Annotated in this window: 14 protein-coding genes; 10 read left to right on the top strand and 4 right to left on the bottom strand. The window is 69.2% G+C overall.

Annotation, left to right across the window (positions count from 1 at the left end):
- Positions 1–74 precede the first annotated feature (74 nt).
- The gene (locus PV766_RS17070; RefSeq protein WP_421097497.1) at positions 75–563 is read left to right on the top strand and encodes an Lrp/AsnC family transcriptional regulator; all 489 of its coding nucleotides are present in this window, start codon (positions 75–77) and stop codon (positions 561–563) included.
- A gap of 4 nt (positions 564–567) precedes the next feature.
- On the opposite strand, the gene PV766_RS17075 is transcribed toward PV766_RS17070, so the two are convergent.
- Positions 568–1,041: an acyl-CoA thioesterase gene (locus PV766_RS17075; RefSeq protein ID WP_026003570.1), complete on the bottom strand. Its 474-nt coding sequence runs from the start codon at positions 1,039–1,041 to the stop codon at positions 568–570.
- Between the two features lie 183 nt (positions 1,042–1,224).
- Between PV766_RS17075 and PV766_RS17080 the strand changes: the two genes are divergently transcribed.
- The gene (locus PV766_RS17080) at positions 1,225–2,064 is read left to right on the top strand and encodes a sulfurtransferase (RefSeq protein WP_421097498.1); all 840 of its coding nucleotides are present in this window, start codon (positions 1,225–1,227) and stop codon (positions 2,062–2,064) included.
- A gap of 122 nt (positions 2,065–2,186) precedes the next feature.
- Here PV766_RS17080 and PV766_RS17085 read toward each other — a convergent pair whose 3' ends face one another.
- The 3 genes from PV766_RS17085 to PV766_RS17095 all read right to left on the bottom strand — a co-directional run bounded on the left by PV766_RS17085 (position 2,187) and on the right by PV766_RS17095 (position 4,798).
- Complete coding sequence (locus PV766_RS17085; RefSeq protein WP_064063645.1) at positions 2,187–3,005, bottom strand: shikimate 5-dehydrogenase; 819 nt, start codon at positions 3,003–3,005, stop codon at positions 2,187–2,189.
- Positions 3,006–3,117: 112 nt separating this feature from the next.
- The gene (locus PV766_RS17090) at positions 3,118–3,807 is read right to left on the bottom strand and encodes an HNH endonuclease family protein (protein ID WP_245207815.1); all 690 of its coding nucleotides are present in this window, start codon (positions 3,805–3,807) and stop codon (positions 3,118–3,120) included.
- 67 nt (positions 3,808–3,874) lie between these two features.
- On the bottom strand, positions 3,875–4,798 hold the full coding sequence (locus tag PV766_RS17095) for an NADP-dependent oxidoreductase (RefSeq protein ID WP_255162593.1): 924 nt from the start codon (positions 4,796–4,798) through the stop codon (positions 3,875–3,877).
- 49 nt (positions 4,799–4,847) lie between these two features.
- Between PV766_RS17095 and PV766_RS17100 the strand changes: the two genes are divergently transcribed.
- From PV766_RS17100 to PV766_RS17135, 8 genes are all read left to right on the top strand, one after another.
- Complete coding sequence (locus PV766_RS17100; protein ID WP_064063643.1) at positions 4,848–7,655, top strand: DEAD/DEAH box helicase; 2,808 nt, start codon at positions 4,848–4,850, stop codon at positions 7,653–7,655.
- Positions 7,656–8,426 carry an SWIM zinc finger family protein gene (locus PV766_RS17105; protein WP_064063613.1) on the top strand — a complete coding sequence of 257 codons (771 nt, stop codon included), beginning with the start codon at positions 7,656–7,658 and terminating at the stop codon, positions 8,424–8,426.
- 112 nt (positions 8,427–8,538) lie between these two features.
- The gene (locus PV766_RS17110; protein ID WP_129977832.1) at positions 8,539–9,087 is read left to right on the top strand and encodes a DUF1360 domain-containing protein; all 549 of its coding nucleotides are present in this window, start codon (positions 8,539–8,541) and stop codon (positions 9,085–9,087) included.
- 163 nt (positions 9,088–9,250) lie between these two features.
- Positions 9,251–10,783 carry a CoA-acylating methylmalonate-semialdehyde dehydrogenase gene (locus PV766_RS17115; protein ID WP_421097499.1) on the top strand — a complete coding sequence of 511 codons (1,533 nt, stop codon included), beginning with the start codon at positions 9,251–9,253 and terminating at the stop codon, positions 10,781–10,783.
- A gap of 9 nt (positions 10,784–10,792) precedes the next feature.
- On the top strand, positions 10,793–11,947 hold the full coding sequence (locus PV766_RS17120) for an isobutyryl-CoA dehydrogenase (protein ID WP_026002831.1): 1,155 nt from the start codon (positions 10,793–10,795) through the stop codon (positions 11,945–11,947).
- Positions 11,944–13,008, top strand: coding sequence for an enoyl-CoA hydratase/isomerase family protein (locus tag PV766_RS17125; RefSeq protein ID WP_064063611.1), 1,065 nt, complete (start codon positions 11,944–11,946; stop codon positions 13,006–13,008). Before PV766_RS17120 ends, PV766_RS17125 begins: the two co-directional genes overlap by 4 nt.
- Positions 13,005–13,913 carry a 3-hydroxyisobutyrate dehydrogenase gene (gene mmsB / locus PV766_RS17130; RefSeq protein WP_064063610.1) on the top strand — a complete coding sequence of 303 codons (909 nt, stop codon included), beginning with the start codon at positions 13,005–13,007 and terminating at the stop codon, positions 13,911–13,913. The genes PV766_RS17125 and mmsB overlap by 4 nt, the downstream gene beginning before the upstream one ends.
- Entirely contained in the window at positions 13,910–14,686 is a 777-nt protein-coding gene (locus PV766_RS17135; RefSeq protein ID WP_016932087.1) for an enoyl-CoA hydratase, read from the top strand. Before mmsB ends, PV766_RS17135 begins: the two co-directional genes overlap by 4 nt.
- Positions 14,687–14,745 lie beyond the last annotated feature (59 nt).

Consider the following 14,745-nt stretch of genomic DNA (forward strand, 5'->3'; position numbering starts at 1 on the left):
ATGCGCAATCGATTCGGCCGGGACCGTGCAGAAAGCACGGTTTTCGGGTGCCCGATGCTGGCAGACTGCGAAGAATGACCAGTCTGGATGCGACCGACGCGCGTCTGCTGCTCGAACTCGTACGCACACCCCGGGCCACGGGCGTGGAGTTGGCGCAGCGTCTCGGGCTGTCGCGCAACACCGTCCAGGCGCGCCTGGCCCGATGGGAAGCCGAAGGTGTGCTCGCATCGTTCGAGCGGCGGGTCGATCCCGTGAGCCTGGGCTACCCGCTCGCCGCCTACGTGGCCACCCGCGTCGATCAGCACCGTCTCGACGAGGTCGTCGACGAGCTCGCCCAGATCCCCGAGGTCACCGAGGTCTACGGTTTGACCGGGCAGATCGACCTGTCGGTCAAGGTGGTCGCTCGCGACGCCGACGACCTGTATCGGCTGGCCGGCCGGATCCTGAGGATCCGCGGCGTCGAGCGCACGGACATGTCGCTGGTCATGCAGGAACTCGTCCCGCAGCGCACGGCTCCGCTGCTGGCCCGGGCCGCCGGACGCAGCGGAGGCGAGACGGACTAGACCGCTACCGGCCGGCGCTCGGGGTGGCCAGCTGAGCGGCGGCCTTGCGGATCTGGTCAGGGACGGGGACGGGACGGCGCGTCTGCGGATCGACGTAGACGTGGACGAAACGGCCGGTCGCGGCGGCGATCAGCGCGTCGTCGGATTCCCGGAAGATTGCGAGCGAATACGTGATCGACTGTGTCCCCAGACGTTCGACCGCCAATCCGACCTGGAGGCGGTCGGGGAAGGACAGTTCGGCGAGATATCGGCAGGAGGTCTCGGCCACGACCCCGATCGCGTCGAGTTCGCGGATGTCGACACCGGTGGTGGAGATGAGCCACCCGTTGACCGCCGAGTCGAAGTACGAGTAGTACGTGACGTTGTTGACGTGGCCGTAATGGTCGTTGTCGGCCCAACGTGTCTGCATGGGCCACAACACCGGGAACTGCTCCGGCTCAGGCGGGGCGGCTGGGCTCGTCGGTTGGCGGTTGCTCACGTCTCGACGATAGTGCTCTCGGCACGGCAAATCAGACCAACCCTCACGACAATCCCGAACCGAGACGCAAAACCCTCGAATCGGACGTGTACGGGGCGTGTTCGCCGAGGGGGTCGTCGCAGCATGCACGGCGTGTCGCCCCAAAGCCGGAACGCCGTCTGCGGTTCGTGTCAGGATCGGGTCATGTCCGATACCGCCGTTCTCCTCACCACCGTCGAGCTCGCCGAGATGATCGAGCAGGGTCGATCTCCGGTGATACTCGACGTCCGCTGGGCACTCGGCGACAAGCACGGACGGGACCGATTCCACGAAGGTCACATCAGCGGCGCGGTCTACGTCGACCTGGACGAGGAACTCGCCGCCCCGCCCGCACCCGAGCTCGGCCGTCATCCGCTGCCCGACATCGATCGCTTCCAGGCCGCCGCGCGCCGATGGGGGATCGACGACGGAACGCCCGTCGTCGCGTACGACGACACCGGTGGTCTCGCCGCTGCCCGCGCGTGGTGGTTGTTGCGCTGGGCCGGGCATTCCGAGGTGCGGTTGCTCGACGGCGGGCTGCAGGCGTGGATCGCCGGCGGACACCCGCTCGCCGCGGGCCCGGGCGGTGAGCGGAAGCCGGGCCACGTGACGTTGAGTCCCGGTCACATGCCGACGATCGGCCCGGACGAGGCCGCGGCCTTCGCCACTCACGGGGTTCTGCTCGACGCGCGGGCCTACGCGCGCTACAGCGGCGCCGAGGAACCGGTGGACCGCCGCGCGGGCCACATTCCCGGTGCGGTCAGTGCGCCGACCGGTGAGAACCTTCGGCAGGACGGCTCGTTCCTGCCCGCGGATCAGCTCGCGCACCGCTTCTCGAAGCTCGGCGTGAAGCGCACCGACGTCGCCGTGTACTGCGGGTCGGGTATCAACGCCGCACACGAGATCGCCGCACTCGGGATCGCGGGCATCGACGCCGCCCTGTATCCGGGCTCGTGGTCGCAGTGGTCGGCCGATCCGGCACGGGAGGTCGCCACCGGCGGCTGACCGGTGTCCGGCCGGAAACGGGACGCGCAGACGTGTTCCGGAGAAGAGACCACGGTCGTGCTCGACGGCCTCGAACAGGGTGGGATCGTCCGACGACGGGCCGTCCCCGGGGCACCGATCGATCAGGAGCGGGAGTACTCCGACGCGCGGCGCACCTGCTCGCGCGTCGGGGTCACGCCCGTGTAGAGCTCGAACTGGAGCGCGGCCTGCAACGCGATGACCTCGTCGCCCGTGATCACCGGGATGCCGTGCTCGCGGGCGAACCGGACGAGCGGGGTGTCCGGCGGGACGGCCACGACGTCGAAGACCGTGGACGCCGCCGCGACGAAATCGTGGGGGAGGGGCAGGTCGCCCGATTCGGCCCCGCCGGCCATCCCGATCGGGGTTGCGTTGACGATCAGACCGGGCGCGACGTCGCGTGTGTCGGCGCGCCACTCGTAGCCGTACTTGCGCGCGAGGGGCCGTCCGGTGTCCTCGTTGCGGGCGACGATCGTTCCGTCGGTGAATCCGTTGTGGCGCAGCGCCGCTGTCACGGCCTTCGCCATTCCACCGCTGCCCACCACCGTGACCGGCAGGGCGGAATCGGCACCGTGCTCGACGAGCAGATCGCTCACCGCCTGGTAGTCGGTGTTGTAGGCGTGCAGGACTCCGTCGTCGTTGACGATCGTGTTCACGGACTCGATGGCGCGCGCGGAATCGTGCAGCACGTCGACGAGGGGCAACACCGCTTCCTTGAACGGCATGGATACACCGGCTCCGCGAATACCCAGGCCGCGAATCCCGGCCACCGCGTCCTCGATGTTCACGGGCGCGAACGCCTTGTAGACGAAGTCGAGATCGAGTTCCTCGTAGAGGTAGTTGTGGAAGCGGGTGCCGATGTTGCTGGGGCGGCCGGACATCGAGATGCACAGCCGGGTGTCCTTGGAGATGCGCTCGAGCATTTCCTCACCGTAGCCCCACGGCATACGAAGACATCGATGTTCTCGCTCGAGCATCCCGACCGGATCCCGCGCGACCTTCCTGCCCGACAGGCCTGGCGAACCGCGCGAGAGGTCACGGGCACGATTCCGCCGCGCCCATCAGGGCGCGGTGGTCGCCGATCGTGATCGGTAGTGCGTAGCGCACCGCCACGGTCAGGTACCGTCCCGCGAACCAGCAGCGGTAACCCGGCGCCGGCGGTAACCACCGCGCCGGCGTGCCGTCGCGCTTGTCGAGGTTCGCCTGCCCGTCGACGGCGACGAGGTTGTAGGTGATGTCGTTCGCGAACTGGCGCCGGCGGTCGGCGGGCCATCCGGCGGCACCGAGATCCCATGCCGCGGCGAGAGGATAGATGTGGTCGATGTGCACGGCGTTCGCCTCGGCACGCCGGAACTCCACGCGCGCCCCGGTGTACGGATCGTTCAGGACCCCGGACATCACGACACAGTCGTCGCTGCCCGCCCGGAAGGTGGGTGAGACGAGGTCGCGGGCGAGGACGTTGTTGCGAGTGTCGCATCCGTCGTGCCCGCCGGCGCCGGGATGGTCGTCGGACCAGGCCGGCCCGAACACGCATCGCTCCCCGGCGCCGCATCCCCGCTGATAACCGGGCACCTTCTGCCGCTCCTCGACCACCGTCACCTGCGCCAGCAGGGCGTGCACCTCGGCTCGGGCGGGGCTGCCCGGCACCGTCCCGGATCCCGGTCCGGTGCGATCCCACAGCCAGGACAGCACCACCGCGACGATCACGGCCACCACCCACCACATCGCGTTCCCCCCACGCACGCGGCGATCCTGGCATACCGCGCCGACAGGGCGCTCGCGGCAGAGCGATTCAGGGCACAGTGACGACGACCTTCCCGTCCGCATGCCCGGATTCGACGAGTTCGAGCGCGCGACCGGCTTCGCCGAGAGGGAAGGTCCGCTCGATGCGAGGCGTGAGGACGCCACGCTCGACGAGCTCCGCGACCTGCTCGAACACTGCCCGGGTCCGTCGCCGGGTGATCCCCGAACCGCCCAGGACCTGTGCGCGGGAAGGATCGGCGACACTCACGACCCGTTCCGGCGCCCGGGTCAGCGCGACCGCCCGTTCCAGCACGTCGCCGCCGACGAGATCGACGACCGCGGTCACCGCCCCGCACCGCTCCGCGGCGGCCGCGACCCGCTCGCCGAAGCCCGCACCGGATTCGATCCACAGCCCGCCGCACGATTCGACGAGATCGCGTTTCCCCGCACTCGCCACGCCGAGCACGGCGGCGCCCGCGGCGTGCGCGAGTTGCGTGGTCGCCGTTCCCACACCGCCACCGGCACCGAGGACGAGCACGGTGTCCGCGTCCACGATGTCGAGGTGCTCGACGATGTCGAAGGCCGTTCCGGCCGCGACCGGAAGAGTGGCCGCCACCTCGAACGGCACGGACCCGGGCTTGTGCGCGGCAGCGCGCGTATCGACGAGTGTGTACTCGGCGTAGCCGCCATGACCCTCCGCGGTGGCTCCGAAGACGGCGTCGCCCGCCGTGAAGCCGGCGTCCGGACCGGCCGCCTCCACCACGCCCGCGACCTCCCGGCCGAGCACGGCCGGAAAGCGCACCGTGACACTGTTCCTGCGCTGTCCGGACCGCACCTTCCAGTCGGCGGGATTCACACCCGCGGCCCGGACCGCCACGAGGAGTTGCCCCGGGCCGGGTGAGGGGACGGGGGTGTCGAACAGCTGCTGTGTCTCCGGACCGCCGTACTCCACGAAGCCGTATGCGCGTGCCATGGGACCCAGCCTGCCATCGGGGTCGGGTGCGGCTGGCACGATAGTGGGCATGTTGCACGGGCTGTGGTCACCGGGATCCGGCCTGATGCTGTGGTGGGACCCCGCCGCAGAGCCCGATCCCGACGCGCTGCCGTCTGCGCTGCGCCGGCGGATCGACCGCCCGTTCCGCCACCGCGTCACCCTCACCTTCCCCACGGAGACCGAGCCGAGCACGGTGCCCGCCGTCGCCGTGGCACCACCGGACGCGGCCGAACTGCTGCTGGACATACCCCGGCGTCCCGGAGGCGTGGGCGGCGACCTGCGGTATCTCGCGCACGTCGCCCGCGGCATCGAGAGGTGGGCGCAGGCCGGTCGCGTCGCACCGGAGCTGGTGCGGGTCGAGAAGCAGTGGTGGGCGCGGTGGCGTCTGCTCGGTGGCGAGAAGACGCGGGCCTGGTCCGCGGAACTGGCGGCCGCGATGTCTCCTGCGCAGCGACAGCTCGGACGACCGGTCGATCTGCTCGACGATCTGTGCCGCGAACTGACCGACCCGATCGTGCGCACGCTCCACGGCGCCTCCACCTCGTTGCATCCGCTCGTCGCCGCCCTGGCGGAGGGCAACCCCCACCCCCGGGGCACCCAGCGCATGGCCGACGCGCTCGAGGAATGGCGTGCGAGCCTGGCCGGATACGAACCCGATCTGGTACTGCGTCTCGTCGAGCCCGACGACGTCGACGACGGTGTCGGTGCCGATTCCCTCTGGCGTCTCGAGGTGTGCCTGCGCGCGGAGGGCCAGGCACCGATGCCCCTGCCCGTCGCGGACACCGATCCGCACCTGCTGCAGATCGGCGTGCGCAAGCTCGGGATCGCGCTCCAGTCCTATCCGCGCCTGCAGGACGTACCCCGCGACCCCGACAGCCTCGACCTGCTGCTGCCCACCCCGGTCGTCGTGGACCTCGTCGAGCACGGTGCCCGGGCGCTCGACGCCGCCGGGATCGCGGTGCTGCTGCCGCGCGCCTGGACGAGGGTCGATCCGTCCCTGCGCCTGCAGGTCGAGTCGCCCGTGACACCCGTGAGCGCCGACGACAGCGTCGTCGGGATGAGCGCGATCGTCTCGTACGAATGGCAGCTCGCCGTCGGCGACATGCTGCTCACCCCGTCGGAGATGGAAGAGCTCGTCGCGGCGAACAGCGACCTGGTCAAGCTGCGCGGCAAGTGGGTACGGGCCGACGCCGAGGCACTGGCCCGCGCCGCGCGCTACGTGACGGCGCATTCCGCCGAGAACGCCACCCTCGGATCGTTGTTCGCCCAGTTCACCGGCGACGACGCGCCGCCCGCGGAGGTCACCGAGGTCTCCGCCTCCGGCTGGGTCGAGATGCTGCTCGACGGACAGGCGCGTCCCGAGCCGGTTCCCGTGCCGGCGGGCCTGAACGCCGAACTGCGGCCGTACCAGCAGCGCGGCCTCGACTGGCTCGCGTTCATGAGCCGGATCGGCCTCGGCGCCGTGCTCGCCGACGACATGGGCCTGGGCAAGACCATCCAGGTGCTCGCGCTGCTCGCCCACGAACGCGAGTCGGGCCTGCGGCACGCACCGACACTGCTCGTGTGCCCGATGTCGGTCGTGGGCAACTGGCAACGCGAGGCCGAGCGGTTCGTGCCCGATCTGAGGGTGCACGTCCACCACGGCGCACAGCGACTGAGCGGACCGATGCTCGCCGCGGCTGCCGCCGACCACGATCTCGTGGTGACGACCTACGCCATCGCCGCCCGCGACGTCGCGCAACTCGCGGCGTTGTCGTGGCAACGCGTGGTCCTCGACGAGGCACAACACGTGAAGAACACCGCGACCGCGCAGTCCCGCGCCACGCGCGCGCTGCCCGCGGCGCACCGGATCGCGCTCACCGGCACACCCGTGGAGAACCGCCTCGAGGAACTGCGCGCGATCCTGGACTTCGCGAATCCGTCCCTGCTGGGCAGCGCAGCGTCCTTCCGGGCCCGCTTCGCGGTGCCGATCGAACGCGACCACGACGCCGTCGCCGCGGCGCGGCTGCGGTCCCTGTCGGCGCCGTTCGTGATGCGCCGGGTGAAGACCGACCCCGACGTGATCTCCGATCTGCCCGAGAAGTTCGAGCAGACCGTACGGGCCAACCTCACCGCCGAACAGGCCGCCCTGTACCGGGCGGTGGTCGACGACATGATGCGCCGGATCCGCGACAAGGAGGGCATGGCCCGCAAGGGAGCGGTGCTCGCGGCGCTGACCCGGCTCAAGCAGGTGTGCAACCATCCCGCGCACTATCTGAGCGACGGCTCGCCCGTCCTGCGCCGCGGCCGGCATCGCTCGGGCAAGCTCGGTCTGGTCGAGGACATCGTCGAGTCCGTGCTGGCCGACGGCGAGAAGGTGTTGCTGTTCACGCAGTTCCGCGAATTCGGCGAACTCGTCGTCCCGTATCTCGAGGAGCGGTTCGCGGCGACGGTGCCCTTCCTGCACGGGGGAGTGTCCAAGGGCCGGCGCGACGCGATGGTCACGGCGTTCCAGGGTGAGGCCGGCCCGCCGATCATGGTGCTCTCCCTCAAGGCGGGTGGTACCGGACTGAATCTCACCGCCGCCAACCACGTCGTCCATCTCGACCGGTGGTGGAATCCCGCGGTGGAGAACCAGGCGACCGACCGCGCGTTCCGGATCGGGCAACGCCGCGACGTCCAGGTCCGCAAGCTCGTCTGTGTGGGAACGGTGGAGGAGCGTATCGACGAGATGCTCACCGGCAAGCAGGAACTGGCCGAGATCGCGGTCGGCGCGGGGGAGAACTGGATCACCGAGTTGTCCACCGACCAGCTGCAGTCCCTGCTCACCCTCGGCGACGACGCGGTGGGGGACTAGATGGCGCGGGGCGATGTACGCCGCTACGGCACGGCACGTCGGATCGACGGTGGCATCGAGGCACGCACCAAGCGTGGCGCGATCGGCCGGAGCTGGTGGTCGAAGGAACTGATCTCCGTCATGGAGGAGCTCGCCGAGAAGGGACGCCTGACACGGGGACGCGCGTACGCGCGCGCCGGTCAGGTGATCTCCATGCGACTCGAACCGGGCGCGGCCGTGGGAGACGTGCAGGGCAGTCGGCTCACCCCGTTCACCTCGGTGGTACGTGTGCGCACGCTCGACGAGGATGCGGTGCGCGAACTCGTGACGCTGGTCCGCTCGTCGCCGGGCATGCTGGCCCGGCTGGCCGCGGGCATCCTCCCCGAGGAACTCGGATCCTCCCTCCTTCCGCGACGCGCGGGTGAGCTCGACTTCGAGTGCACGTGCCCCGACGACGGGTGGCCCTGCAAGCACGCCGCGGCCGTCGGCTATCTGCTCGCGGAGCACGTCGACGATCAACCGCTCGCCGTGCTGACGCTTCGGGGGGTCGACCTCGCGACGCTGATCGGCGGCATCGACGAGGCCGAGCCCGACGACGACGCGGCCGCGGTGCAGGACTTCTACGGCGACGACACCGAGCTGCCCGACCTGCCGGCGGAGCGGTTCCGGCCCGCACTCGAGGATCTCGACCCGATGCTCCTGCGCCGCGCGTTGCGGGCCGGCGGAACGGACGAGGCCGTGGTCATCCGCGGTATCACCGATCTCGGGGACCTGTACCGCCGCATGCGCTGACCCTCGGCCCTCCGATCCGGGTTGCGACAGGGGACGCGGGGGTATGCCTGCCCGGGTGAGGATGCGGGTGGCCTTCGTGCACCGGCACGCGAACCGCTCGAGTGGAGGATTCATGGGAACATCCGAGAAGCCGTCGGCCAAGGAGCACGCGGAACGCGCGGTTCATGCCGTGAAAGAGGAAGCCGAGACCTATCGGGGCGACGAGGATCGTCCGCTCGGGGGCTACGCGGTCCTGATGTCGATCTATCTCACCCTCGTCGGCGCACTCTCGGCGGTCGCGGCGAAGAGGGGCCGACCGCTGCCCAGGCCCGATGCCGGTGACCTCGTCGTCACTGCGCTGGCCGGCCACAAGATCTCCCGGATCGTGAGCAAGGCGGCGGTGACCAGCCCGGTCCGGGCGCCGTTCACGAAGTTCGACGGGCCGGGTGGTCCGGCCGAGGTGATGGAGCAGCCCCGTACGTCGTCGCGGGTCCGTCACGCGGTCGGGGAACTGCTGGCGTGCCCGTTCTGCCTGGACCTGTGGACGGTGACGGCCCTCGTCGTCGGCCGGGTCTATGCTCCGGGTTTCACGCGTCTGGTGGCGGGGTCGTTCGCTGCGCTCACCGGTGCGGATTTCCTGCATCTCGCCTACGCGAAGGCACAGCAGATCGCAGAAGGCTGACATACAGCCCCCATGAAGTGCGCCGGCCGCTCCGGTGCGGTGTGACGGTAGACATACGTGGACTTCCAACTATAGGATGGGCGAAGACTTCGGGCCTGCGCCCGTTCGCGCCGAAAATCGCACATCCCACGTCATCGCACACCAGTAAAGGACGGGATCGGACATGAGCGTTCGAGAACTGACCCACTTCGTCGGCGGACAGCACGTCAGCGGCACCTCCGGCCGCTACGCCGACGTCTTCGACCCCAACATCGGCGACGTCCAGGCGCGCGTACCCCTCGCCGCCGTGAGCGAGGTCGAGGCTGCGATCGCCGATGCCGAAGTGGCCCAGAAGGAATGGGCGGCGTGGAACCCGCAGAAGCGGGCCCGCGTGCTCATGAGGTTCCTCCAGCTCGCCCAGGACAACATGGACGAACTCGCCCGCATGCTCTCGAGCGAGCACGGTAAGACGATTCCCGACGCGAAGGGCGACATCCAGCGCGGACTCGAGGTCGTCGAGGTCGCGCTCGGCGCTCCCCACCTGCTCAAGGGCGAATACACCGAATCCGCCGGCACCGGCATCGACGTGTACTCGATGCGTCAGCCCCTCGGTGTCGTCGCCGGGATCACCCCGTTCAACTTCCCGGCCATGATCCCGCTGTGGAAGGCCGGCCCGGCGCTCGCCGCCGGCAACGCCTTCGTGCTCAAGCCCTCCGAGCGCGACCCCTCGGTGCCGCTGCGCCTGGCCGAGCTGTTCCTCGAGGCCGGCCTGCCCGCCGGGGTGTTCAACGTCGTCAACGGCGACAAGGAAGCCGTCGACGTCCTGCTGAACGACAAGCGCATCAAGGCCGTCGGCTTCGTCGGCTCCACCCCGATCGCGCAGTACATCTACGAGACGGCCGCCAAGAACGGCAAGCGCGCACAGTGCTTCGGCGGTGCGAAGAACCACGCGATCGTCATGCCCGACGCCGACCTCGACCAGGTCGCGGACGCACTCGTCGGTGCCGCCTACGGCTCGGCCGGTGAGCGCTGCATGGCGCTGTCGGTGGCCGTTCCCGTCGGTGAGGAGACCGCGGATCGTCTCGTCGCCAAGCTCACCGAGCGTATCGCCGACCTGCGGATCGGTACCAGCTTCGACGAGAAGGCCGACTTCGGTCCGCTCGTGACCGCCGCCGCCCGCGACCGCGTCCACGGTTACATCGCCCAGGGCGTGGACGAAGGTGCCGAACTCGTCGTCGACGGGCGTGATTTCGTTCTCGAGGGCCACGAGAACGGTTTCTTCTCCGGTGCGACCCTGTTCGACAAGGTCACCACCGACATGTCGATCTACAAGGAAGAGATCTTCGGACCGGTGCTCACGGTCGTGCGTGCCCGCGACTACGAGCACGCCCTGGCCCTGCCCACCGAGCACGAGTACGGCAACGGCGTGGCGATCTTCACCCGCGACGGCGACACCGCCCGCGACTTCACCAACCGCGTCCAGGTCGGCATGGTGGGCGTCAACGTCCCGATCCCGGTGCCGATCGCCTACTACACCTTCGGCGGCTGGAAGGCCTCCGGCTTCGGCGATCTCAACCAGCACGGCCCCGACGCCTTCCGCTTCTACACCAAGACGAAGACGGTCACGCAGCGCTGGCCGTCCGGTGTCAAGGAAGGCGACATCGAGGGTGCGCACGTCGCCGACACCGACCACTTCGTCATCCCGACGATGGACTAGGCGGCCGGCATGTTTCTCCTCACCGACGACGACCGGGCGATCCGCGACACCGCCCGGGACTTCGCCACCGAGTATCTGGCCCCGAACGCGGTCGACTGGGACCAGAACAAGCACTTCCCCGTGGACGTACTGCGCAAGGCGGCCGAGCTGGGCATGGGCGGCATCTACGTCCGCGAGGACGTGGGCGGATCGGGGCTGCGCCGCCTCGATTCCGTCCGGATCTTCGAGGAGCTGGCGAAGGGCTGCCCGTCCGTCGCGGCGTACATCTCCATCCACAACATGGTCACGTGGATGATCGACAAGTTCGGCAACGACGAACAGCGTCACCAGTGGGTGCCGAAGCTGTGCTCGATGGAGCATCTGGGCAGCTACTGCCTCACCGAGCCGGGTGCCGGCTCCGATGCGGCGGCCCTGAGCACCAAGGCCGTTCGTGACGGTGACGAGTACGTGCTCACCGGGGTCAAACAGTTCATCTCCGGAGCCGGCACGTCCGACGTGTACGTGGTCATGGCCCGCACCGGCGACACCGGCGCCCGCGGCATCTCCGCGTTCATCGTCCCGAAGGACACCCCCGGACTCTCCTTCGGCGCCAATGAGAAGAAGATGGGCTGGAACGCCCAGCCCACCCGGCAGGTCATCCTCGACGGTGCCCGGGTGCCCGCCGAAAACCTCCTCGGTACCGAGGGCGGCGGCTTCCGAATCGCCATGCAGGGGCTCAACGGCGGTCGCATCAACATCGCCGCGTGCTCCGTCGGTGGCGGTCAGACCGCTCTCGACCGGGCGGTCGCCTATCTCGCCGAGCGCAAGGCCTTCGGGGAGCGTCTGCTCGACTCGCAGGCCCTGCAGTTCCGCCTCGCCGACATGCGGATCGAACTCGAGGCCGCGCGCACGCTGCTGTGGCGCGCCGCCGACGCGCTCGACCGCGGCGCCGACGACGTCGTGGAGCTGTGCGCGATGGCGAAACGGTTCGCGACCGACACCGGCTTCGAGGTCGCGAACGAGGCGCTGCAGTTGCACGGTGGCTACGGTTACCTTGCCGAGTACGGGATCGAGAAGATCGTGCGCGATCTGCGCGTGCATCAGATCCTGGAAGGAACCAACGAGATCATGCGGGTGGTCGTCGCGCGGAGCGTGGTGGCCGCAGCGCAGAACGGAGCGGCATGACCGGGCAGGAACCCGAGATCCTCATCGACGTGAAGGACGGCATCGGCCGTATCACGCTCAACCGGCCCAAGGCCATCAACGCCCTCAACCACGCCATGGTCCTCGAGATGTCGAAGGCCCTGAACGCCTGGGAGAACGACGACTCGGTGCGTGCCGTGCTGGTACGCGGTGCCGGTGAACGCGGCCTGTGCGCCGGCGGCGACATCGTCTCGATCTACCACGACGCCAAGGACGGCGGCACGGGATCGCAGGACTTCTGGCGCGACGAGTACATCCTCAACGCCGCCATCGGCCGCTACCCGAAGCCGTACATCGCGATCATGGACGGCATCGTCATGGGCGGCGGCGTCGGGATCTCGGCGCACGGCAACGTCCGGATCGTTACCGAACGTTCGAGCATCGCCATGCCCGAGACCGGAATCGGATTCGTCCCCGACGTCGGCGGCACCTACCTGCTCTCGCGCACACCCGGCGAGATCGGTACCCACATCGCGCTGACCACCGGGCGGATGAAGGCCGGCGACGCCATCGCCCTGGGTTTCGCCGACCACTACCTGCCGTCCGAGGCGCTCGACAAGTTCGTCGCCGCACTCGAGTCCGGCTCGGTGGAGGACGCACTCGCCGAATACTCGCAGCCCGCACCCGAATCGGCGCTGCTCGCTCAGCGTGAGTGGATCGACGCGGCGTACTCCGCCGACACCGTCGACGAGATCGTCGAGCGCCTCCGGGCCTCGGACGTGCCGGAGGCACGCGAGACCGCCGATCAGGTGCTCTCGAAATCGCCTGTCGCGCTGAAGGTGACCCTGCGGTCGCTGCGGCACGCCCGGCAGCTCGGCAGCCTCGAAGAGGTGCTGAACGAGGAGTTCCGGGTCTCGGCCGCCTCGCTGAAGTCGCACGACCTCGTCGAGGGCATCCGCGCGCAGGTCGTCGACAAGGACCGCAACCCGCAGTGGTCGCCGGCCACCCTCGCCGATGTCACCGAGGCCGACGTCGACGCCTACTTCCAGCCGCTCGGCGATCTCGAACTCGGGCTCGCCGCTCCCAAGGAGAACGACCGATGAGTGCACTTCCCGCCGTCGCCTTCCTCGGCCTCGGACACATGGGCGGACCGATGGCCGCGAACCTGGTCCGCGCCGGGTACACCGTCACGGGTTACGACCCGGTTCCCGCTGCGCAGGAAGAGGCCACGAAGAACGGCATCACCGTCGCCGAGGCCGCTGTCGACGCGGTGCGTGGCGCCGAGGTCGTGATCACCATGCTGCCGAACGGCAAACTCGTCCTCGACCTGTACGACGAGATCCTGCCCGCCGCCGAGCCGGACACGCTGTTCGTCGACAGCTCGACCATCGACGTCGCCGACGCCCGCGCCGCCGCGGAAAAGGCGCACGAGGCCGGCCACCGCGCCGTCGACGCACCGGTCTCCGGGGGTGTCGCCGGAGCCACGGCAGGGACGCTCGCCTTCATGGTCGGCGGCAGCGAGGACGACTTCGCCACCGCGCAACCCCTGCTCGAGGCGATGGGACGCAAGATCGTCCACTGCGGTGGATCGGGCAACGGCCAGGCCGCGAAGATCTGCAACAACATGATCCTGGGCATCTCGATGATCGCCATCAGCGAGGCCTTCGTCCTCGGCGAGAAGCTCGGCCTCGACAACCAGGCACTGTTCGACGTCGCGTCCAACGCGTCCGGGCAGTGCTGGGCGCTGACGAGCAACTGCCCGGTGCCGGGGCCGGTCCCGACCACGCCCGCGAACAACGACTACCAGCCGGGTTTCGCGGCCGCGCTCATGGACAAGGATCTCGGACTGGCCGCGAACGCGGTGCGGTCCAACGGTGTCGAAGCCGAACTCGGGTTGCGAGCAGCCGAGCTCTACCATCGTTTCAATACCGAGGGTGGTGGAGGACTCGACTTCTCCGCCATCATCACCGATATCCGAGACCGCTCGACCGCGAAGGACAGCAAGTGACAGATTTCGAGACCATCCTGCTCGACCGCAAGGGCCGCGTCGGCATCGTCACCCTCAACCGGCCGAAGGCGCTCAACGCGCTCAACAGCCAGTTGATGCGCGAGGTCGTTGCTGCCGTCGAGGAACTCGACGCGGACAGCGAGATCGGTGCGATCCTGCTCACCGGGTCGGAGAAGGCGTTCGCCGCCGGCGCCGACATCAAGGAGATGGCGCCGAAGACCTTTGCCGAGGCGTACGCGGAAGATCTGTTCTCGCAGTGGGATCGGCTCTCGTCCGTCCGCAAGCCGATCGTCGCCGCGGTGTCGGGTTACGCGCTCGGCGGCGGCTGCGAGCTGGCGATGCTGTGCGACTTCATCATCGCGTCCGACACCGCCAAGTTCGGTCAGCCCGAGATCAAGCTCGGCGTCATCCCCGGTATCGGCGGATCGCAGCGCCTCACCCGCGCGGTGGGCAAGGCCAAAGCCATGGACATGTGTCTGACCGGACGCAACATGGACGCCGAGGAGGCCGAGCGCGCCGGACTCGTCTCGCGCATCGTTCCCGCCGCGGAACTGTTCGACGTGGCTCTCGAGACGGCGACGACCATCGCGTCGATGTCGCTGCCTGTCGCGATCATGGCGAAGGAGGCCGTCAACCGGTCCTTCGAGACGACGCTGGCCGAGGGCGTGAAGTTCGAGCGCCGCGTGTTCCATTCGACGTTCGCCACCGCCGACCAGAAGGAAGGCATGGCGGCCTTCGTCGAGAAGCGCGCGCCGGAGTTCAAGCACGCCTGACAGGCATCACCCCGCATGCGACGAAGGGCCGCCCCGAACGGGGCGGCCCTTCTCGTTTT

The sequence above is a fragment of the Rhodococcus sp. As11 genome, assembly GCF_048957735.1.
Lineage (GTDB): Bacteria > Actinomycetota > Actinomycetes > Mycobacteriales > Mycobacteriaceae > Rhodococcus > Rhodococcus gordoniae.

What these genes read in the sequence shown, in the direction of transcription:
- PV766_RS17070 (WP_421097497.1), top strand. Translation starts at nt 75, where the DNA reads ATGACCAGTCTGGATGCGACCGACGCGCGTCTGCTGCTCGAACTCGTA.
- PV766_RS17080 (WP_421097498.1), top strand. Translation starts at nt 1,225, where the DNA reads ATGTCCGATACCGCCGTTCTCCTCACCACCGTCGAGCTCGCCGAGATG.
- PV766_RS17085 (WP_064063645.1), bottom strand. Translation starts at nt 3,005, where the DNA reads ATGCTCGAGCGCATCTCCAAGGACACCCGGCTGTGCATCTCGATGTCC.
- PV766_RS17090 (WP_245207815.1), bottom strand. Translation starts at nt 3,807, where the DNA reads ATGTGGTGGGTGGTGGCCGTGATCGTCGCGGTGGTGCTGTCCTGGCTG.
- PV766_RS17095 (WP_255162593.1), bottom strand. Translation starts at nt 4,798, where the DNA reads ATGGCACGCGCATACGGCTTCGTGGAGTACGGCGGTCCGGAGACACAG.
- PV766_RS17100 (WP_064063643.1), top strand. Translation starts at nt 4,848, where the DNA reads ATGTTGCACGGGCTGTGGTCACCGGGATCCGGCCTGATGCTGTGGTGG.
- PV766_RS17105 (WP_064063613.1), top strand. Translation starts at nt 7,656, where the DNA reads ATGGCGCGGGGCGATGTACGCCGCTACGGCACGGCACGTCGGATCGAC.
- PV766_RS17110 (WP_129977832.1), top strand. Translation starts at nt 8,539, where the DNA reads ATGGGAACATCCGAGAAGCCGTCGGCCAAGGAGCACGCGGAACGCGCG.
- PV766_RS17115 (WP_421097499.1), top strand. Translation starts at nt 9,251, where the DNA reads ATGAGCGTTCGAGAACTGACCCACTTCGTCGGCGGACAGCACGTCAGC.
- PV766_RS17120 (WP_026002831.1), top strand. Translation starts at nt 10,793, where the DNA reads ATGTTTCTCCTCACCGACGACGACCGGGCGATCCGCGACACCGCCCGG.
- PV766_RS17125 (WP_064063611.1), top strand. Translation starts at nt 11,944, where the DNA reads ATGACCGGGCAGGAACCCGAGATCCTCATCGACGTGAAGGACGGCATC.
- mmsB (WP_064063610.1), top strand. Translation starts at nt 13,005, where the DNA reads ATGAGTGCACTTCCCGCCGTCGCCTTCCTCGGCCTCGGACACATGGGC.